Origin of the sequence: Pseudomonas sp. VA159-2 (genome assembly GCF_024126635.1) — a bacterium.
GTDB classification, from domain to species: domain Bacteria; phylum Pseudomonadota; class Gammaproteobacteria; order Pseudomonadales; family Pseudomonadaceae; genus Aquipseudomonas; species Aquipseudomonas muyukensis.
The window spans coordinates 49,155-67,651 of record NZ_JAMYBV010000009.1; the positions used below are offsets into that span (position 1 = coordinate 49,155).

The 18,497-nt window shown below is 63.8% G+C and carries 17 protein-coding genes; 4 read left to right on the forward strand and 13 right to left on the reverse strand.

Annotation, left to right across the window (positions count from 1 at the left end):
* Position 1 precedes the first annotated feature (1 nt).
* From NJG22_RS11000 to rplM, 6 genes are all read right to left on the reverse strand, one after another.
* Complete coding sequence (locus NJG22_RS11000) at positions 2 to 625, reverse strand: glutathione S-transferase N-terminal domain-containing protein (protein ID WP_253094505.1); 624 nt, start codon at positions 623 to 625, stop codon at positions 2 to 4.
* A 117-nt stretch (positions 626 to 742) separates the two neighbouring features.
* A complete protein-coding gene (locus tag NJG22_RS11005; RefSeq protein ID WP_253094507.1) occupies positions 743 to 1,522 on the reverse strand; it encodes a cytochrome c1 in 780 nt (259 codons plus the stop codon).
* Positions 1,522 to 2,733, reverse strand: a complete 1,212-nt coding sequence (locus NJG22_RS11010) for a cytochrome bc complex cytochrome b subunit (RefSeq protein WP_046857021.1) — start codon at positions 2,731 to 2,733, stop codon at positions 1,522 to 1,524. The genes NJG22_RS11005 and NJG22_RS11010 overlap by 1 nt, the downstream gene beginning before the upstream one ends.
* Entirely contained in the window at positions 2,733 to 3,326 is a 594-nt protein-coding gene (petA, locus tag NJG22_RS11015; RefSeq protein WP_134691091.1) for a ubiquinol-cytochrome c reductase iron-sulfur subunit, read from the reverse strand. The genes NJG22_RS11010 and petA overlap by 1 nt, the downstream gene beginning before the upstream one ends.
* Before the next feature lie 266 nt (positions 3,327 to 3,592).
* Positions 3,593 to 3,985 (reverse strand): 30S ribosomal protein S9, encoded by a 393-nt coding sequence (rpsI, locus tag NJG22_RS11020; RefSeq protein ID WP_003260797.1) that lies wholly within the window; start codon positions 3,983 to 3,985, stop codon positions 3,593 to 3,595.
* Positions 3,986 to 3,999: 14 nt separating this feature from the next.
* A complete protein-coding gene (gene rplM / locus NJG22_RS11025) occupies positions 4,000 to 4,428 on the reverse strand; it encodes a 50S ribosomal protein L13 (RefSeq protein WP_008097538.1) in 429 nt (142 codons plus the stop codon).
* A 257-nt stretch (positions 4,429 to 4,685) separates the two neighbouring features.
* On the opposite strand from rplM, the gene NJG22_RS11030 reads away from it, so the two are divergent.
* Positions 4,686 to 5,726: an NADP(H)-dependent aldo-keto reductase gene (locus NJG22_RS11030; protein ID WP_217852988.1), complete on the forward strand. Its 1,041-nt coding sequence runs from the start codon at positions 4,686 to 4,688 to the stop codon at positions 5,724 to 5,726.
* 234 nt (positions 5,727 to 5,960) lie between these two features.
* Complete coding sequence (locus NJG22_RS11035) at positions 5,961 to 6,857, forward strand: GlxA family transcriptional regulator (RefSeq protein ID WP_167659464.1); 897 nt, start codon at positions 5,961 to 5,963, stop codon at positions 6,855 to 6,857.
* A 116-nt stretch (positions 6,858 to 6,973) separates the two neighbouring features.
* Here the strand turns inward: NJG22_RS11035 and zapE are convergent, their stop codons facing one another.
* From zapE to NJG22_RS11050, 3 genes are all read right to left on the reverse strand, one after another.
* Positions 6,974 to 8,068: a cell division protein ZapE gene (gene zapE, locus NJG22_RS11040; protein ID WP_253094509.1), complete on the reverse strand. Its 1,095-nt coding sequence runs from the start codon at positions 8,066 to 8,068 to the stop codon at positions 6,974 to 6,976.
* Positions 8,069 to 8,312: 244 nt separating this feature from the next.
* Complete coding sequence (locus NJG22_RS11045) at positions 8,313 to 9,662, reverse strand: tryptophan--tRNA ligase (RefSeq protein ID WP_253094511.1); 1,350 nt, start codon at positions 9,660 to 9,662, stop codon at positions 8,313 to 8,315.
* 24 nt (positions 9,663 to 9,686) lie between these two features.
* Positions 9,687 to 10,322, reverse strand: coding sequence for an alpha/beta fold hydrolase (locus NJG22_RS11050; protein ID WP_253094513.1), 636 nt, complete (start codon positions 10,320 to 10,322; stop codon positions 9,687 to 9,689).
* A gap of 135 nt (positions 10,323 to 10,457) precedes the next feature.
* On the opposite strand from NJG22_RS11050, the gene NJG22_RS11055 reads away from it, so the two are divergent.
* Positions 10,458 to 10,895, forward strand: a complete 438-nt coding sequence (locus tag NJG22_RS11055) for a DUF1043 family protein (RefSeq protein WP_217852980.1) — start codon at positions 10,458 to 10,460, stop codon at positions 10,893 to 10,895.
* Positions 10,896 to 10,954: 59 nt separating this feature from the next.
* Here the strand turns inward: NJG22_RS11055 and mdeB are convergent, their stop codons facing one another.
* Together mdeB and NJG22_RS11065 are read right to left on the reverse strand one after the other, a co-directional pair.
* Positions 10,955 to 13,636: an alpha-ketoglutarate dehydrogenase gene (gene mdeB / locus NJG22_RS11060; RefSeq protein WP_253094515.1), complete on the reverse strand. Its 2,682-nt coding sequence runs from the start codon at positions 13,634 to 13,636 to the stop codon at positions 10,955 to 10,957.
* A 33-nt stretch (positions 13,637 to 13,669) separates the two neighbouring features.
* Positions 13,670 to 14,866 (reverse strand): methionine gamma-lyase, encoded by a 1,197-nt coding sequence (locus tag NJG22_RS11065; protein ID WP_253094517.1) that lies wholly within the window; start codon positions 14,864 to 14,866, stop codon positions 13,670 to 13,672.
* 127 nt (positions 14,867 to 14,993) lie between these two features.
* Here NJG22_RS11065 and NJG22_RS11070 point away from each other — a divergent pair, with 127 nt between their 5' ends.
* On the forward strand, positions 14,994 to 15,473 hold the full coding sequence (locus NJG22_RS11070; protein WP_253094519.1) for an Lrp/AsnC family transcriptional regulator: 480 nt from the start codon (positions 14,994 to 14,996) through the stop codon (positions 15,471 to 15,473).
* 171 nt (positions 15,474 to 15,644) lie between these two features.
* Here NJG22_RS11070 and cysN read toward each other — a convergent pair whose 3' ends face one another.
* Entirely contained in the window at positions 15,645 to 17,546 is a 1,902-nt protein-coding gene (cysN, locus tag NJG22_RS11075; protein ID WP_253094525.1) for a sulfate adenylyltransferase subunit CysN, read from the reverse strand.
* 16 nt (positions 17,547 to 17,562) lie between these two features.
* Positions 17,563 to 18,480, reverse strand: a complete 918-nt coding sequence (gene cysD, locus NJG22_RS11080; RefSeq protein ID WP_134691113.1) for a sulfate adenylyltransferase subunit CysD — start codon at positions 18,478 to 18,480, stop codon at positions 17,563 to 17,565.
* Positions 18,481 to 18,497 lie beyond the last annotated feature (17 nt).

Sequence of the window (18,497 nt, forward strand, 5' to 3'; positions counted from 1 at the left end):
CTTAAACCTTGCGCATTTCACGTTCGGCAGCGGACAGGCTCGCCTGGAAAGGCTCGCGGGCGAACTGTCGCTCCATGTATTCCAGCAGCGGCTTGGCCTGCCGCGGCAATTCGATCCCCATCACCGGCAATCGCCAGAGGATAGGCAGTAGACAACAATCGACCAGGCTTTGCTCCTCGCTCATGAAGCACGGCATCTCGCCGAACAACGGTGCCACGCCGGTCAAGCTTTCACGCAGCTCCTTGCGCGCCTGGGCCCGGGCCGCATCGCTGTTGCGCGTATCGAGCGCGGTATCGGCCAGGCTGCACCAGTCGCGCTGGATGCGGTGCATCAGCAGGCGGCTGTTGCCGCGCGCCACCGGGTAGACCGGCATCAACGCGGGGTGCGGGTAACGCTCCTCGAGGTACTCCATGACCACGGTCGACTCGTACAGCGCCAGGTCGCGGTCGACCAGGGTCGGCAGGCTGCCATAAGGGTTGACCTCGACCAGCTTGGGCGGCAGGCGATCGGCGGTGACATCGATGATCTGCACGGCAACGCCTTTTTCGGCGAGCACCAGGCGAACCCGATGGGAGTAATGATCAGCGGGGTCGGAATAGCAGGCTAACCTGTTGGTTGCGCCCATGTAGCGCCTCCTCGCACGGGATGCTTGTAAAACTGTAAATGAAAACGCGCCCGGGGCGGCCCAGCACTCATGCTGGGCCGCCCCGGGCGCGTTCAACTACCAGAAACTACTGCGTGATCAGTGCACGTCCTTCCAGTATTCGCGCTTGAGCAAGTAGGCGAACACGAAGAAGAAAGCCAGGAACAGCAACACGTAGGTACCGATGCGCTGGCTTTCCAGTTTGACCGGGTTGGCCGAATAGGCCAGGAAGGTCACCAGGTTCTTGACCTTCTCGTCGAACTGCTCAGGCGTCAGGGTACCGGATTTCTCCTCCACGGTCAGCTGGTCGCACGCCTCATGGGTCAGCGGGCTACCGGTGAGCGGGTCGAACTGCTTCTTGCCATCGACCACGCTCTGCACCTGCTTGCAACCGATCACCTGGTTGCCCTGCAGGCCCACCAGCACGTTCGGCATGCCGACGTTGGGGAACACCTTGTTGTTCACCCCGTATGGCCGCGCCTTGTCTTCATAGAAGCTGCGCAGGTAGGTGTACAGCCAATCGTTGCCGCGTACACGGGCGACCAGGGTCAGGTCGGGCGGTGCCGCCCCGAACCAGGTCTTGGCATCGTTGGGCTGCATGCCGATCTTCATGTGGTCGCCAATCTTGGCGCCGGTGAACACCAGGTTATCGAGCATCAGCTCATGGGGAATGCCCAGGTCGTCGGCCACGCGCTCGTAGCGCTGGAACTTGGCACTGTGGCAACCCATGCAATAGTTGGCGAAGGTGCGCGCGCCATCCTGCATCGCGGCCTTGTCGGTCAGGTCGATGTCGACCTTGTCCAACTCCAGGCCATGTTCGGCGGCGAACGACAGGCTAGGCATCAGTGCCAGCAAGCATACTGCAATCAACTTTTTCATCAGCCAGTCACCCTTTCCGGAACCGGTTTGGTCTTCTCGAGCCTTGTGTAGAACGGCATCAGCAGGAAGTAGGCGAAGTACAACACCGTGCACACCTGCGACAGCAAGGTACGCCCCGGGGTTGGCGCCAGTACGCCCAGCACGCCAAGGATGACGAAGGACACGCAGAACACCAGCAACCAGATCTTGCTCAGCCAACCCTTGTAGCGCATGGAGCGCACGGGGCTGCGGTCGAGCCAGGGCAGCACGAACAGCACGGCGATGGCGGCGCCCATGGCGATGACCCCGAACAGCTTGTCGGGCACCGCCCGCAGGATCGCGTAGAACGGCGTGAAGTACCACACCGGGGCGATGTGCTCAGGCGTCTTGAAGGCGTTGGCCTGTTCGAAGTTCGGTTTTTCCAGGAAATATCCACCCATTTCCGGGAAGAAGAACACCACGGCGCAGAACACGAAGAGGAACACCACCACCCCGGCGATATCCTTCACGGTGTAGTACGGGTGGAACGGAATGCCATCCAGCGGAATGCCGTTCTCGTCCTTTTTCTTCTTGATGTCCACGCCATCGGGGTTGTTCGAACCCACTTCGTGCAGGGCCAGGATGTGCAGCACCACCAGGCCGAGGATCACGATCGGCAGAGCCACCACGTGCAGGGCGAAGAAGCGGTTCAAGGTGATGCCCGAGATCAGGTAGTCACCGCGGATCCACTGGGTCAGGTCGTCGCCGATCACCGGGATGGCGCCGAACAGCGAGATGATCACCTGGGCACCCCAGTACGACATCTGGCCCCATGGCAGCAGGTAGCCCATGAAGGCCTCGGCCATCAGCGCCAGGTAGATCAGCATGCCGAACAGCCAGACCAGCTCGCGGGGTTTCTGGTAGGAGCCGTAGAGCAGCCCGCGGAACATGTGCAGGTAAACCACGATGAAGAACGCCGAGGCGCCGGTGGAGTGAAGGTAGCGCAGGATCCAGCCGTATTCGACGTCGCGCATGATGTACTCGACCGAGGCGAAGGCCTCTTCCGCCGAGGGGGTGAAACTCATGGTCAGCCACACGCCGGTGACGATCTGGTTGACCAGCACCAGCAGTGCCAGGGAGCCGAAGAAATACAGGAAGTTGAAGTTCTTGGGCGCGTAATACTTGCTCAGATGGTCTTCCCACATCTTGGTCGCGGGGAAGCGCGCATCGATCCACTCCATGAACTTGCTCATCATGCGTTCTCCTGGTCGACGCCGATGACGATGATGTCGTCCGACTCGTACGAGTGCGGTGGCACTGGCAGGTTGAGAGGCGCCGGCTGGGACTTGTAGACGCGGCCGGCGAGGTCGTAGTGCGAGCCGTGGCAAGGGCAGAAGTAGCCGCCCACCCATTTCGGCCCCAGGTCGGCAGGCGCGACTTCCGGACGGAACGTCGGCGAGCAGCCCAGGTGGGTGCACAGGCCAACCAGGATGAGGATCTCCGGCTTGATCGAGCGGACTTGCGGGTCAACGTAGGTCGGTTGCACCGACGCCTTGGATTCCGGGTCGGACAGCTCGCCGGTGATCTTTTTCAGATTACCGAGGATCTCCTCCGTTCGCCGCACGATGAATACAGGTTGCCCGCGCCATTCAGCTACCATCTGCTGACCGGGCTCGACCTTGGCGATATTGACCTTCACCGGTGCCCCTGCGGCTTTCGCCTTGGCACTGGGAAACCATGACCCCACGAACGGTACCGCTGCCCCCACTGCCCCCGCTGCCCCGACCACGGATGTCGCGGCTACGAGGAAGCGGCGCCGGCCTGCGTTGACGCCGTCATTGCTCATTCAGTCCTCTCCCATCAGCTTGCTTGGCCTGTTTTGAACAGGCATCTACTTAGGTACGTCTGTGGCACTAAAAATTGGCCGCAATGGTAAGGAACAAATCCACACGCTGACAAGGTGATTACCCGCTCGTCGGGCCACAACCCTCGCTTTGCTTGATCTGCGTCTATGCGACAAACGGCCACGGACTAGCAAAGAGGGTAGTTCAAGACATAAAAAAAGCCCGGCTCCAAACTGGAACCGGGCTTTTTTCGACTGCCGAAGCGCTATTAACGCTTGGAGTACTGAGGACGCTTACGCGCTTTACGCAGACCCACTTTCTTACGCTCGACTTCACGAGCGTCGCGGGTGACGTAGCCAGCACGACGCAGGGCGCCACGCAGGGTTTCGTCGTATTCCATCAGGGCGCGGGTGATACCGTGGCGGATCGCACCGGCCTGACCGCTGACACCACCACCGGAAACGGTGACGTAGATGTCGAACTTCTCAACGGTCTCGGTCAGTTCCAGCGGCTGGCGAACAACCATGCGAGCGGTTTCGCGGCCGAAGAACACGTCCAGGGAACGGTTGTTGATGGAGATGTTACCGGTACCAGGACGCAGGAAAACGCGAGCGGTTGCGGTCTTGCGACGGCCAGTGCCGTAGTTTTGAGTCGCCGACATAATGAACTATCCCGTTAGATCTTCAGTTCTTGAGGCTGCTGAGCAGTGTGTGGGTGAGCAGCACCCGCGTACACTTTCAGCTTGCGGTACATGTCGCGACCCAGCGGGTTCTTCGGCAGCATGCCTTTGACCGCGGTTTCGATGACACGCTCAGGGGCCTTGGCGATCAACTTCTCGAAGTTGATTTCCTTGATACCGCCCGGGAAGCCGGAGTGGGAGTAGTACATCTTGTCGGAAGACTTGGCACCAGTCACACGGATTTGCTCGGCGTTGATGACGACGATGTAGTCGCCGGTGTCAACGTGAGGGGTGTATTCTGGCTTGTGCTTGCCACGCAGGCGGCTAGCGATTTCGGTAGCCAGACGACCCAGGGTCTGACCAGCGGCGTCGACTACGAACCACTCGCGCTTTACTGTTTCCGGTTTAGCAGTAAAAGTTTTCATTCTCTAAAGCCTCAGAGGCCGCCCAGCGAAAAATAGACGGCGAATCTTACTGGATAGTGCACAGCTTGCCAAGGGCAAGCGCGCAGCCGAACGCTGACGCTTTTGGGGGCTCGGGTCGGGCACGCCAATGTTCGACAAAGGTTCTTCAGTCATGGTGGTGCATCACTTCCGCCACGCGAAGAGCTGCCGAATTATCCAGATTGCACAAGAAATTTCAACCTGCTTTTATGGGCTTCTTTGCCTGGAGCGCTTTTTTGATGGAATACCGCAAGCTCGGTCGCACCGACCTCAACGTCAGCGCCCTGTGCCTGGGCACCATGACCTGGGGCGAACAGAACACCCAGGAACAGGCTTTCGCCCAGATCGCCCTAGCCAAGGCCTGCGGCATCAACTTCATCGACACCGCCGAGATGTACCCGGTGCCGCCCCGCCCGGAAACCTACGCCGCCACCGAGCGCATCATCGGCAACTGGTTCGCCGCCAACGGCGACCGCGACGACTGGTTCCTGGCCAGCAAGGTCGCCGGCCCCGGCAACGGCATCAGCCATATCCGCGACGGCCAGCTCAAGCACAATCGCCAGCACATCGTCGCGGCACTGGAGCAAAGCCTGAAGCGCCTGCAGACCGACCGCATCGACCTGTACCAACTGCACTGGCCCGAGCGCAGCACCAACTTCTTCGGCAAGCTCGGCTACCAGCACCTGCCCCACGACCTGTTCACGCCGCTGGAAGAAACCCTGGAGGTGCTCGACGAACAGGTGCGCGCCGGCAAGATCCGCCATATCGGCCTGTCCAACGAAACCCCGTGGGGCACGATGAAGTTCCTGCACCTGGCCGAAACCCGCGGCTGGCCACGCGCGGTGTCGATCCAGAACCCCTACAACCTGCTCAACCGCAGCTTCGAGGTGGGCCTGGCCGAGGTGGCGATTCGTGAACAGTGCGGGCTGCTGGCCTACTCGCCGCTGGCCTTCGGCATGCTGTCGGGCAAGTACGAGAACGGCGCCCGCCCGGCGCAAGGCCGCCTGACCCTGTTCAGCCGCTTCGCCCGCTATTCCAACCCGCAGACCGTGGCGGCCTGCAGCCGCTACGTGCAACTGGCCCGCGAGCACGGGCTGGACCCGGCGCAGATGGCCCTGGCGTTCGTCACCCGCCAGCCGTTCGTCACCAGCAACATCATCGGCGCCACCAGCATCGAGCAGTTGCAGAGCAATATCGACAGCCAGGCACTGAACCTGGGCGACGAGCTGCTGGCGGCGATCGAGGCGCTGCATCAGGAGCAGCCGAACCCGGCGCCCTGAGCCGAGGCCCGCTCCTGCACGGTCGCGGCAGCGGGCTTGCCCCGCGATGGGGAATACAGGGTAGACACAATCGCCAAAAAATAAGACGATCCAGCCGGTGATTGACCACTCTACCCTATAAGAACAATGACAATGATGTTTACCCAACCCTCCGCGTCCTTGCGGCGCGTCAGCATCCTGGCCATTGATAAAGTGTTCGCCTCGACACTGATGCAGGCCAAGGACTTCTTCCACCTGGCCAGCCTGCGCTACAGCAAGCAGCTGGGCCTGGGCCTGCAGCCGATGTTCGAGATCGGCCTGGTGAGCCCGGACGGCCTGCCCGTGGACAGTTTCAGCAACGTGCAGCTACCGGTCGACGGCGGCCTGGACGATGCCGACGTGATCATTCTCCCGGCGTTCTGGGACGACTTCGACAACCTCCTGCAACGTTACCCGCAGGTACTGCCCTGGCTGCGCGAGCAGCATGCCCGTGGCGCGGTGCTGTGCGCCGAGGCCAGTGGCGTGCTGTGGCTGGCCGAGTCGGGCCTGCTCGACGGCAAGGAGGCGACCACCTACTGGCGCTTCTTCGCCAGCTTCGCCGAGCGCTACCCGAAGATCCGCCTCAACCAGGACAAGCACCTGACCGACGCCGACAACCTGTACTGCGCCGGCGGCACCACCTCGGCCTGCGACCTGTACATCTACCTGATCGAGCGCTTCTGCGGGGCGAACGTCGCCCGGGCGGTGGCCCGCGACATCCTCTATGAAGTACAGCGCAGCTACACGCCCGGACGCATGGGCTTCGGCGGCCAGAAGCTGCACCAGGACCTGATCATCCTGCAGATCCAGCACTGGCTCGAGGAGCACTTCGCCGACAAGTTCCGCTTCGAGGACGTGGCGCGCAACCACGGCATGAGCATCCGCAACTTCATGCGCAGGTTCCAGAGCGCCACCGGCGACAAGCCGCTGCACTATTTGCAGCGCCTGCGCATCGAGACCGCCAAGGGCCTGCTGTCGAGCACACGCAAGAGCATCAAGACCATCAGCTACGAGGTCGGCTACGACGACGCGAGCTTCTTCGCCCGGTTGTTCCGCCAGCACACGGAGTTGTCGCCGAACCAGTATCGGCAGCAGTTCATGCAGGAAGCTTGAGGCATTGGGGCTGCTTTGCAGCCCTTTCGCGACACAAGGCCGCGCCTACAGGAGTCACGCGATCCCTGTAGGAGCGGCCTTGTGTCGCGAAAGGGCCGCAAAGCGGCCCCAGATTCTTAAGGTTTGTGCGCCCGCGACAGGAACTCGTGGGACTGCATCTCCAGCAACCGGCTGAGCGTGCGCTGGAACTCGAAGCTCAGGCGACCACCGGTATACAGGTCCTTGAGCTCCACCTCGGCCGAGATGATCAGCTTCACGTTACGGTCGTAGAACTCATCGACCATGTTGATGAAGCGCCGGGCGATGTCGTCGGTGGTCACGCCCATCTGCTCGACGTTGCTCAGCAGCACGGCGTGGAAGATCTTGCCCAGCTCGATGTAGTCGTTCTGGCTGCGCGGTCCGTCGCACAGGGCGCGGAAGTCGAACCAGGCGACGTCGTCACAGGTGCGCAGGGCGTGGATCGGACGGTTTTCGATCATCAGCACGTCGTTGTCGACGGCCTGGGTGCACTCGGGGGTCAGTGCCTTGAAGCTGGCACGCATGCTTTCGTGCGCCGCCTCGTTGAGCGGGAAGTGGAACAGCTCGGCCTGCTCCAGGTGGCGCAGGCGATAATCCACGCCGCTGTCGACGTTCACCACGTCGGTGTACTGCTTGATCATGGCGATGGCAGGCAGGAAGCGCGCACGCTGCAGGCCGTCCTTGTACAGGCCGTCCGGCACGATGTTGGAAGTTGCCACCAGCGACACGCCGTTCTTGAACAGCTCTTCCATCAGGGTGCCGAGGATCATGGCGTCGGTGATGTCGGAGACGAAGAACTCGTCGAAGCAGATCACCTTGGCCTCGTCGCTGAAGCGCTTGGCAATGATGGTCAGCGGGTTCTTCTCGCCCTTGAGGGTCTTCATTTCCTCGTGGACACGCTTCATGAAGCGGTGGAAGTGCGTGCGCATCTTCTGCTTGAACGGCAGCGCTTCGTAGAAGGTATCGACCAGGTAGGTCTTGCCTCGCCCTACCCCGCCCCAGAAGTACAGGCCCTTGACCGGCGTCTGTTCCTTCTTGCCGAACAGCTTGCCGAACACGCCCGGCTTGTTGTTCTGCGCGCGCACCAGGTCGTCGTACAGGCGCTGCAGGTGGCGCACCGCAGTTTCCTGCGCCGCGTCATGGAAGAAGTCGGGACGTTTCAGATCTGCTTGATAGCGTTCTAGAGGAGTCATGATTTCGTTAGCGAGGCAACAAAAAACGGGCCGTCACTGTAGCGACAGGCCCGCCTGATGGCAATGATACATGCGACCACTTGCCTCATTACCAGAGAAGGCAAGCACTCCACGTCGCCTGTAGGAGCGGCCTTGTGTCGCGAAAGGGCCGCAAAGCGGCCCCGACAGTTGCGCATGAAACAAAAATCCCGGGGCCGCTACGCGCCCCTTTCGCGACACAAGGCCGCTCCTACAGGGCAGGCGCTCAGTCCTGCTGCGGCGCCAGGGCCTCGCGCAAGCTCGCGATGGCCGCGTCACGGGCTTCGGCGCTCTCGAGCCGCGGCCCTTCGGCCACCTGCTCGCCTTCCAGCCACAGGCTGAAGCTCAAGCCCTCGACCCGTACATCGGCCTCGCCAGCTTGTTGCAGTTGCTTGCTCACGGCACCGGCGCTCTTGCCATCGGCGAAGCTGCGCGACAGCAGCAGTTGCTCGCCATCGGCAGCCAGCAGGCGGAAGCGGAAACTGCCGTCCTCGTCACGGAAACTGACGAAACGGGCGCTCTTGGCGGCCTTCTTCTTCACTTCAGCGCTGGCCTGCACGGCCGTGCGGAACGAACGCAGGCCCACCGCCTCGCGCAATTGCTCGAGGAACGGCGTGGCGATCTTGCGCGCCTTGGCAGCGCCGGCCAGGAGGATGTCTTCCAGGTCCGAGGGGCGTGCAATCAACTGATGGTAGTGCTCGCGCTTTTCGGCCAGCTGGCCGTCGAGCAACTGGAACAGGCGTTGCTTGGCCTCGCCCCAGCCCAGCCCCTGCAGCAGCTCGTCGCGGAACGCGGCCGACTGCGCTGGCGTCGAGAACGCCTGGAACAGGGTGAACAGGTGCGAATTGTCCGGGTCCTTCGCCTCGCCCGGGGCGCGGGAGTCGGTGACGATGCGCGAGATCGCGTCCTTCATGTCCTTGGCGCTGGTGAACAACGGAATGGTGTTGTCATAGCTCTTGGACATCTTGCGACCGTCCAGGCCCGGCAGGGTGGCCACGGTTTCCTCGATGACCGCCTCGGGCAGGGCGAAGAAGTCCTTGCCCTGGCCGAACAAGTGGTTGAAGCGCTGGCCGATGTCGCGGGCCATTTCCACGTGCTGGATCTGGTCGCGACCGACCGGCACCTTGTGCGCGTTGAACATCAGGATGTCGGCGGCCATCAGCACCGGGTAGCTGAACAGGCCCATGCTCACGCCGGCGTCCGGGTCTTCGCCGGCCTCGACGTTCTTGTCCACCGAGGCCTTGTAGGCGTGGGCGCGGTTGAGCAGGCCCTTGGCCGCGACACAGGTCAGCAGCCAGGTCAGCTCGGGGATCTCGGGGATGTCGGACTGCCGGTAGAAGGTCACCTTGTCCGGGTCCAGGCCACCGGCCAGCCAGGTGGCGGCGATTTCCAGGCGCGAGCGCTGGATGCGCAGCGGGTCGTCGCACTTGATCAGGGCGTGGTAGTCGGCCAGGAAGTAGAACGAGTCGGCACCGGGCTGCTGGCTGGCGAGGATGGCCGGGCGGATGGCGCCGGCGTAGTTGCCCAGGTGCGGGGTGCCGGTGGTGGTGATACCGGTGAGAATGCGCGTGGTCATGGTGTTCGCTTATTCAGGCTTGGCTCAGTTCGAAAGGCGCGGCAGCAGCAGATCCTTCAGATCGGTCAGCTTGCCATGGAAGAAGTGTCCGCATTCTGCCACTTTCAGCAGCTCATGGGGACGCGACAGGGCGTCGGACCAGTCGTAGACCAGCTGCGGGGCGACCACTTCGTCGCTGTCCGGCTGGATGATAGTGAGCGTGACGCGCTCGGGCAGAGGGAACTGTTCGGTCAGGCGCATCACCGCCGGGGCGATCATGAACAGTTGTTGCAATTCGCTGCCCTCGCCCTCCAGGCGCCCGGCCAGGCTGGTGGCGACGAAGCCGCCGAAGGAGAAGCCCATCAGCACCAGGGGCAGCTCGGGATGCTGTTCGCGCAGCCAGGTCGCCACGGCTTCGGCGTCGTCTACCTCGCCGGCGCCCATGTCATGGCTGCCAGCGCTCTGGCCGACGCCCCGGTAGTTGAAGCGCAAGGTGACGTAGCCGGCATCGCGGGCGGTGCGCTGCAGGGTCGAGACCACCTTGTTGAGCATGGTGCCGCCCTGGACCGGGTTGGGGTGGCAGATCAGCACCGCGCCGCGGGCGTCGGCCACGTCCAGGTACAAGGCTTCCAGCTGACCGCACGGGCCATCGATGAACAAGGGGGTTTCGCGGATAAGCAAGGCACTACTCCGTGACCTCGGGAAGGGTCGACTCGTCTAGCTGAGGAATTCTGTTCTGATTTGCGATCGCTCGCGGTATACAGCGCAGGTCTGAGCCGTTAACGTAAAGCAAAGCCGTTTATAGAGGAAGGACTCGTGGAACACTCGCTCCTTGTTTGGTTGCTGCCGACCCTGGCCCTGGTTGTCGGCGTGGTCGTCGGTTTCGCGCTGGCCCGCCTGCTGCCCAATGCGGCACCGAGCAACACCCAACGCCAGCTGGATGACATCCAGCAGCGTTTCGACAATTACCAGAACGAAGTGGTGACCCACTTCAACAGCACCGCTTCGCTGGTCAAGAAGCTGACCCAGAGCTACCAGGACGTCCAGGATCACCTGGCCGATGGCGCCAACCGCCTGGCCCTGGACGAGCTGACCCGCCAGCGCCTGCTGGCCGCGCTGCATTCGGACGCCGCGCAAGGTCCGCGCGACCGCCTGACGCCGCCCAAGGACACCGCCGAAGTGCCACGCGACTATGCGCCCAAAGCGCCGAACTCGCCGGGTATGCTCGACGAGAGCTACGGGCTCAAGCGTTAAATCAAAAGGCCTCGCAAGAGGCCTTTTTTTGTACCCGCTGTGCGCCGGCAAGCCGGCGCCTACAGATACCAAGGCGCGACGCTGTCCTCCAGCTGGTAAAGCGCCCGGGCGTCGGCCAGCACATGCGGCGCCAGGCGCGCCTGGCGAACCAGGCTGTACAGCGCCGCCAGCACCACGGCGTGCCGGTCGACCTCGAAGAACCGCCGCAACTGCTGACGGGTATCGCTGCGCCCGAAACCATCGGTCCCCAGGGACATGAAGGGCGCCTGCACATACTCGGCGATCAATTGCGGCCAGGCCCGCACATAGTCGCTCGCCGCGATCACCGGTGCGTCGCCGGGCAGGCAGCCACGCAGATGGCAGTCTTGCTCGCCGCCCGCCAGCGCAACCCGTCGCGCATCCCGGGCGTCGCGCGCCAGTTCGCTGAAGCTGGTGACGCTGAACACCTCGCAATCGACCTGCCAGTCGTTCGCCAGCAACTCGCCCGCCGCGATCACCTCGCGCAGGATCGTGCCCGAGCCCAACAAACGCACCTGGCCGAGCGGGCGCTGCGCCTGCTGCCGGGTGTACAGATACATGCCACGCAACACGGCCTCCCGCGCGCCATCGGGCAACGATGGCTGTGCATAGTTTTCGTTCATCACCGCCACATAGTGGAATTCATCGCACTGCTCCACCAGCATGCGCCGCGCGGCATGGTCGAGGATCACCGCCAGCTCGCCGGCGAAACAGGGGTCCCAGGCCCGGCAGTTGGGCACCATCGAGGCCATCACCAGGCTGGAGCCGTCCTGGTGCTGCAGCCCTTCCCCACCCAGGGTGGTGCGCCCGGCGGTGGCGCCCAGCAACAGCCCGCGGGCACGCTGGTCGGCGGCGGCCCAGATCAGGTCGCCGACCCGCTGGAAACCGAACATCGAGTAATAGATGTACACCGGCAACATCGGTTCGCCATGCACCGCGTAGGCGGTGGCCGCCGCGATCCAGGAAGACAGCGCCCCGGCCTCGGTGATGCCCTCCTCCAGCAGCTGGCCGTCGCGCGCCTCCTTGTAGACCAGCAACGAGCCGGCGTCCTCGGGTTCGTAGCGCTGCCCCTGGGGGGCATAGATGCCGATCTGGCGGAACAGGCTGGCCATGCCGAAGGTGCGCGCCTCGTCGGCGACGATCGGCACCACCCGCGGCCCCAGGCCCGGCGCCTTCAGCCAGTTGCCCAACAGGCGCACGGCAGCCATGGTGGTGGACATCTGCTTGCCGTCGGCGTGCAAGGCAAAGCCGGCGAAGGCATGCAGCTCCGGCAAGGGCAGTGTCTCGCAGTCGGTGCGCCGCCTTGGCAGTGGCCCGCCCAGGGCTGCGCGGCGCTGGCGCAGGTAGCGCATTTCCGGGCTGTCCTCGGCCGGGCGATAGAACTGCAACTGCTCCACCGCCTGGTCCGACAGCGGCAGGCGAAAACGATCGCGGAACGCCAGCAACGCCTGCACGTCGAGCTTCTTGGCCTGATGCGCGGTCATCCGCGATTCACCGGCACTGCTCATGCCGTAGCCCTTCTTGGTCTTGGCCAGGATCACCGTCGGCCGGCCCTTGCACGCCTTGGCGGCGGCATAGGCGGCGTGCAGCTTGCGAAAATCATGGCCGCCGCGCTTGAGCGCGTTGATTTCGTCGGTGCTCATGTGCGCCACCAGGCGCTGCAAGGCCGGGTGCTGCTTGAAGAAATGCTCGAGGTTGTAGCTGCCGTCCTTGGCGCCAAGGGTCTGGAACTGGCCGTCCGGGGTCGCCGCCAGCTGACGCAGCAGCGCATGCTCGTGGTCGCGGGCGAACAGCGGGTCCCATTCCGAGCCCCACAGCACCTTGATCACATTCCAGCCGGCGCCACTGAACAGCGCTTCCAGCTCCTGGATGATCTGGCCATTGCCGCGCACCGGGCCGTCCAGCCGTTGCAGGTTGCAGTTGACGATGAACGTCAGGTTGTCCAGCCCTTCGCGCGCAGCCAGGGTCAGGCCGGCGATGGATTCGGGCTCGTCCATCTCGCCGTCGCCGAACACGCCCCACACATGCCGCCGCGAGGTGTCGAGCAGGCCACGGTGCTGCAGGTAGCGCATGAAGCGCGCCTGGTAGATCGCATTGAGCGGGCCGATGCCCATGGAGCCGGTGGGGAACTGCCAGAAGTCGGGCATCAGCCAGGGGTGTGGATAAGAGCACAGGCCGTTGCCGGCGACTTCCTGGCGGTAGTTGGCCAGTTGCGCCTCGCCCAGGCGCCCCTCGAGAAACGCCCTGGCATAAATGCCCGGCGCCGAATGCGGCTGGAAGAACACCAGGTCGGCGCTGCGCCCCGGCCCGTCGCCTTCGCCGCGAAAGAAATGCTGGAAGCCGACCTCGAAGAGCTCCGCCGCCGAGGCGTAGCTGGCAATGTGTCCGCCCAGCTCGCCATAGGCGTGGTTGGCGCGCACCACCATGGCCAGGGCGTTCCAGCGCAGGATGCTGGTAATGCGCTGGTCCAGCTCCAGGTCACCGGGGTAGGCGCCCTGCTGCTCCACCGCCAGGGTGTTGCGATAGGCCGAGAAGGCCTGGGCCTCGCGCGCCAGGCCCAACTCCAGGGCGTGGGCCTGCAAACGCTGCAACAGATACCGCGCGCGCGTCGGCCCGCAGTGGACCAGGGTCGATTCCAACGCCTGGCACCATTCCGCCGTTTCCCCGGGGTCACTGTCCAGGGCCTCGTCCAGGGCCGTCAGCGGCTCGTTCGGATTCATCATCGCTACCATCGCTCAAGCCTCGTGCGTGGCGGTTCAGGCACAGGCCTTCAGGGCCTGGGCAATGTCGGCCAGCAAGTCGTCGATGTCCTCCAGGCCCACCGAAAGCCGTACCAAGCCTTCCGAGATGCCATGCGCGGCGCGCTCTGCCTGGGTATAGCTGGAATGGGTCATGCTCGCCGGGTGCTGGGCCAGCGATTCGGCGTCGCCCAGGCTGACCGCACGGCTGAACAGTTGCAGGGCGTTCATGAAGCGGCGCCCAGCCTCGATGCCACCCTTGAGTTCGAAAGCGATCATCCCGCCTGGCAGGCGCATCTGCCGCTGCGCCAAGGCGTACTGGGCGAACGACGGCAGGCCTGGGTAGTGGATCAGTTCCACCTGGGGCTGGCGCGCCAGGTACTCGGCCACCTGGCGCGCGTTGGCGCAGTGCCGGTCCATGCGCAGGGCCAGGGTCTTGATGCCGCGCATCAGCAAGGCGGCATCATGCGGCGAGAGCACCGCGCCGGTCATGTCCTTGAGCCCTTCCAGGCGAATCCGCTCGACCAGCGCCTGACGCCCGACCACCAGGCCGGCGGTGATATCGCCATGGCCAGATAGGTACTTGGTGGCCGAGTGCACCACCAGGTCGGCACCCAGCTCCAGCGGCCGCTGCAGGTACGGCGTGCAGTAGGTGTTGTCGACCACGATGCTCAGGTCATGGCCGCGGGCCGCCTCGGCCACCGCGGCGATATCCACCAGCTGCATGTTGGGGTTGGCCGGGGTCTCGAAGTAGATCATGCGCGTCCTGGCGCTGAGCGCGGCCTTGAGCGCGGCGCTGTCGTTAAGGTCGACATGGCGGATCTTCACCCCGAATTCGCCGATGCCATGGTGCAGGTAGGCGAAGGTACAGCCGTACAGGGTGCTGCCAACGATCAGCTCGTCCCCCGGGCGTAGCAGGGTCCATAGCGTGGCGGTGATGGCGCCCATGCCCGAGGCCAGCGCCAGCCCGGCCTCGCCGCCTTCGAGCGAGGCCATGCGCTGCTCCAGCAACGCCAGGGTCGGGTTGGAAATGCGGCTGTAGAAATGCCCGGGCTGCTCGCCGGCAAAGCAGGCGGCGCCGTATTCGACCGTGGGGAAGGCGTAGGTGGCGGTCTGGTAGACCGGCGGCACCAGCGCGCCGCCGTGGGACAGCGGGTCATAGCCGTGGTGGATGGCCCGCGTGGAAAAACCGGTGTTGTTATTGGAGTCGCGCATGGCAACAGCCTCTTGTGGTTTGCTATAAGCTTATGCCACCGGGCCGCGACGTTTTTTCCAAAGTTGCCCACGCTTACCGGCCATTGCTGAAATAAAAACAATAAAAATCAACCTGGGAGGGCAAGATATGCCTTCGTCGCTGGACCGCACCGACCGCGCCCTGCTCGCGGCCCTGCAAGACAACGCGCGCCTGACCGTTTCCGAACTCGCCGACCAGGTCGCCCTGACCACCTCGCCTTGCTGGCGACGGGTCAAGCTGCTCGAGGACAACGGCTACATCACCGGCTACCAGGCCATCCTCTCGCCCAAGTCGCTGGGTTTCGGCGTGACCGCCTTCGTCAGCATCATGATGGACTCGCACACCAAGGACATGGCCCTGGCGTTCGAGCAGCGGCTGATGGAAATCCCCGAGATCGTCGCCTGCCACAATATTTCCGGGCGCTATGACTTCCTGCTGGAGATCCTCGCCCGCGACCTTGAGTCGTTTGGCGAGTTCACCCGCGAGGTGCTGCAGCGCTTGCCGGGGGTGAAGGAGATCTATTCGAGTTTTTCGTACAAGGCGGTGAAGGAGCGGCGGGTGATTCCGGTGTCCGAGAAACATATCTAGCCTCCTGGGGGCGCTCCGCGCCCCTTTCGCGACGCAAGGCCGCTCCTACAGGGGAACGCGATCGCCTGTAGGAGCGGCCTTGCGTCGCGAAAGGGCTGCAAAGCAGCCCCAGCGCTACCGAAGCGAACAAAAAACCCCGCCGAAGCGGGGTTTCTCAGGTCACGCGGATACTCAGATCGCGCCGCGCTGGCGCAACATATCCAGCACCTGCTTCACGCCTTCATCGACGCTGACCGACTGGGTGTCGATCACCAGGTCGGCATCCAGCGGCACATCGAACGGGAAGCTCTCGCCCGGGATGTTGTCGCCGCCAGCGGCATACAGGCCCTGCGGATCACGCTCGCGGCAGACCAGCGGCGAGGCCTGCACATAGACAGTCACCAGACGCTCCTTGCCGATCAGCGCCTTGGCCTGTTCGCGGCCTTCGGCATCCGGGGCGACGAACGCGGCCAGGGTCAGCATGCCGGCTTCGTTGAACTGGCGCGCCACATGGGCGGCGCGGCGCCAGTTCTCGGTGCGCCCGGCACGGTCCTGCGCCAAGCCCTTGTTCAGGTCGTGGCGCAGGTTCTGGCCATCGAGCACATACACCGCACGGCCCATGTCGAACAGCTTGCGCTCCACGGCATAGGCCAGGGTGCTCTTGCCCGCGCCAGACAGGCCGCTGAACAGCACGGTGGCCGGCTGCTGGCCGAAGCGCAGGGCACGCTCCTCGGTGGACACATGGGCCAGCTTGCCGTGCTGCCCGGCACTGCCATGGGGCAGTACCGGCGGGGCGATGATCATACCGGCGCCGACGGTGCCATTGGTCAGGCGGTCGATGACGATGAACGCACCGGTGGTGCGGTTGCTGTCGTAGCCGTCCAGGGCGATGGCACTGTCCAGCGCCACTTTCACCCGGCCGATCTCGTTCAGTTGCAGCGCGCTGGCGGCGCCCTGCTCGAGGGTGTTCACATCGACCTTGTGGCTGATGCTGGCGATCGAGCCCGGCACATAGCTGGTGGCGCGCTTGATGTCGTACTTCTTGCCCGGGAGCATCGGCTCCTCGGCCATCCATACCAGCATGGCGTCGAACTGGTCGGCCACCTGCGGCACGTTGTCGGCATGCACCAGCAGGTCGCCGCGGGAGATGTCGATCTCGTCTTCCATGGTCAGGGTCACCGCCTGGCCTGGGCCGGCGTTTTCCAGCTCACCTTCGAAGGTGACGATGGACTTGACCCGGCTGCTCTTGCCCGACGGCAGCACGACGATCTCGTCGCCCTTGTGCACCACGCCCCCGGCGATGGTGCCGGCAAAGCCGCGGAAGTTCAGGTTCGGGCGGTTGACGTACTGCACCGGGAAACGCAGGTCGGTGACATTGCGGTCGCCGGCGATCTCGACAGTTTCGAGGATTTCCATCAGTGCCGGGCCCGTGTACCACGGCGAGCGCTCGCTGCGGTTGACCACGTTGTCGCCCTTGAGCGCCGACATCGGCACGAAGTGCAGGCTCGATGGCTTGAGGTCGATGCCCTCGGCGAACTTCAGGTAGTCGGCCTTGATCGACTCGAACACCTGCTCGTCGAAGCCCTTGAGGTCCATCTTGTTGACCGCGACGACGATGTGCTTGATACCCAGCAGGGAGGCGATGTAGCTGTGCCGGCGGGTCTGGGTCTGCACGCCGTAGCGGGCATCGACCAGGATGATCGCCAGGTCGCAGGTGGACGCGCCGGTGGCCATGTTGCGGGTGTACTGCTCGTGGCCCGGGGTGTCGGCGATGATGAACTTGCGCTTGGCGGTGGAGAAGTAGCGGTAGGCGACATCGATGGTGATGCCCTGCTCGCGCTCGGCCTGCAGGCCGTCGACCAGCAACGCCAGGTCGACTTCCTCACCCGTGGTGCCGGACTTCTTCGAATCGCGGGTGATGGCCTCGAGGTGGTCCTCGTAGATCATCTTCGAGTCGTGCAGCAGGCGCCCGATCAGGGTGCTCTTGCCGTCGTCCACGTTGCCGCAGGTGAGGAAACGCAGCAGTTCTTTGCGCTCATGCTGAGCCAGATAAGCGAGGATGTCTTCGCTGATCAAATCGGATTGGTGCGACATGGAGTAACCCTGAAAATTAGAAGTAGCCCTGACGTTTCTTGTCTTCCATGGAACCGGCGCCATCGTGGTCGATGACCCGGCCCTGGCGCTCGGAGGTGCGCGTCAGGAGCATTTCCTGAATGATGTCGGTCAGCGTCTCGGCTTCGGACTCGACCGCCCCGGTCAACGGGTAGCAGCCGAGGGTACGGAAACGCACCTTCTTCTTGACGATCCGCGCTTTCTCTTCCTCGGAGAGGTGCTCGAGGATGCGCGCGTCGTCGATCATGATCAGGGTGCCGTTCTTCTCGATCACTTCGCGCTCGGCGGCGAAGTACAGCGGCACGATCGGGATGCCTTCGAGGTAGATGTACTGCCAGATGTCCAGCTCGGTCCAGTTCGACAAGGGGAACACGCGGATCGACTCGCCCTTGTTGACCTTGCCGTTGTAGATGTTCCACAGCTCCGGGCGCTGGTTCTTCGGGTCCCAGCGGTGCTTGCTGTCGCGGAACGAGTAGACGCGCTCCTTGGCCCGCGACTTCTCTTCGTCGCGGCGCGCGCCACCGAAGGCGGCGTCGAAGCCATGCTTGTCCAGTGCCTGCTTCAGGCCCTGGGTCTTCATGATGTCGGTGTGCTTGGAGCTGCCATGGGTGAACGGGTTGATGCCCTGCGCCACACCCTCGGGGTTGACGTGGGTGATCAGCTCCAGGCCCATCTCTTCGACCATCTTGTCGCGGAAGCGGTACATCTCCTGGAACTTCCACTGGGTGTCGACGTGCATCACCGGGAACGGCAGCTTGCCCGGGAAGAACGCCTTGCGCGCCAGGTGCAGCATGACCGCGGAATCCTTGCCGATCGAGTACAGCATCACCGGGTTGTCGAACTCGGCGGCCACCTCGCGGATGATGTGGATGCTCTCCGCCTCCAGCTGTTTCAAGTGCGTCAGATTGTCGACCATGGCTACTCACGAAAAAC

Bases quoted from the DNA above. Each gene is read 5' to 3' on its own strand.
- NJG22_RS11030 (WP_217852988.1), top strand. From the start codon at position 4,686: ATGGAATACCGCAAGCTCGGTCGCACCGACCTCAACGTCAGCGCCCTG.
- NJG22_RS11005 (WP_253094507.1), bottom strand. From the start codon at position 1,522: ATGAAAAAGTTGATTGCAGTATGCTTGCTGGCACTGATGCCTAGCCTG.
- mdeB (WP_253094515.1), bottom strand. From the start codon at position 13,636: ATGATGAATCCGAACGAGCCGCTGACGGCCCTGGACGAGGCCCTGGAC.
- NJG22_RS11010 (WP_046857021.1), bottom strand. From the start codon at position 2,733: ATGAGCAAGTTCATGGAGTGGATCGATGCGCGCTTCCCCGCGACCAAG.
- rpsI (WP_003260797.1), bottom strand. From the start codon at position 3,985: ATGTCGGCGACTCAAAACTACGGCACTGGCCGTCGCAAGACCGCAACC.
- NJG22_RS11045 (WP_253094511.1), bottom strand. From the start codon at position 9,662: ATGACCACGCGCATTCTCACCGGTATCACCACCACCGGCACCCCGCAC.
- zapE (WP_253094509.1), bottom strand. From the start codon at position 8,068: ATGACTCCTCTAGAACGCTATCAAGCAGATCTGAAACGTCCCGACTTC.
- petA (WP_134691091.1), bottom strand. From the start codon at position 3,326: ATGAGCAATGACGGCGTCAACGCAGGCCGGCGCCGCTTCCTCGTAGCC.
- NJG22_RS11000 (WP_253094505.1), bottom strand. From the start codon at position 625: ATGGGCGCAACCAACAGGTTAGCCTGCTATTCCGACCCCGCTGATCAT.
- cysN (WP_253094525.1), bottom strand. From the start codon at position 17,546: ATGTCGCACCAATCCGATTTGATCAGCGAAGACATCCTCGCTTATCTG.
- cysD (WP_134691113.1), bottom strand. From the start codon at position 18,480: ATGGTCGACAATCTGACGCACTTGAAACAGCTGGAGGCGGAGAGCATC.
- NJG22_RS11070 (WP_253094519.1), top strand. From the start codon at position 14,994: ATGCCTTCGTCGCTGGACCGCACCGACCGCGCCCTGCTCGCGGCCCTG.
- rplM (WP_008097538.1), bottom strand. From the start codon at position 4,428: ATGAAAACTTTTACTGCTAAACCGGAAACAGTAAAGCGCGAGTGGTTC.
- NJG22_RS11065 (WP_253094517.1), bottom strand. From the start codon at position 14,866: ATGCGCGACTCCAATAACAACACCGGTTTTTCCACGCGGGCCATCCAC.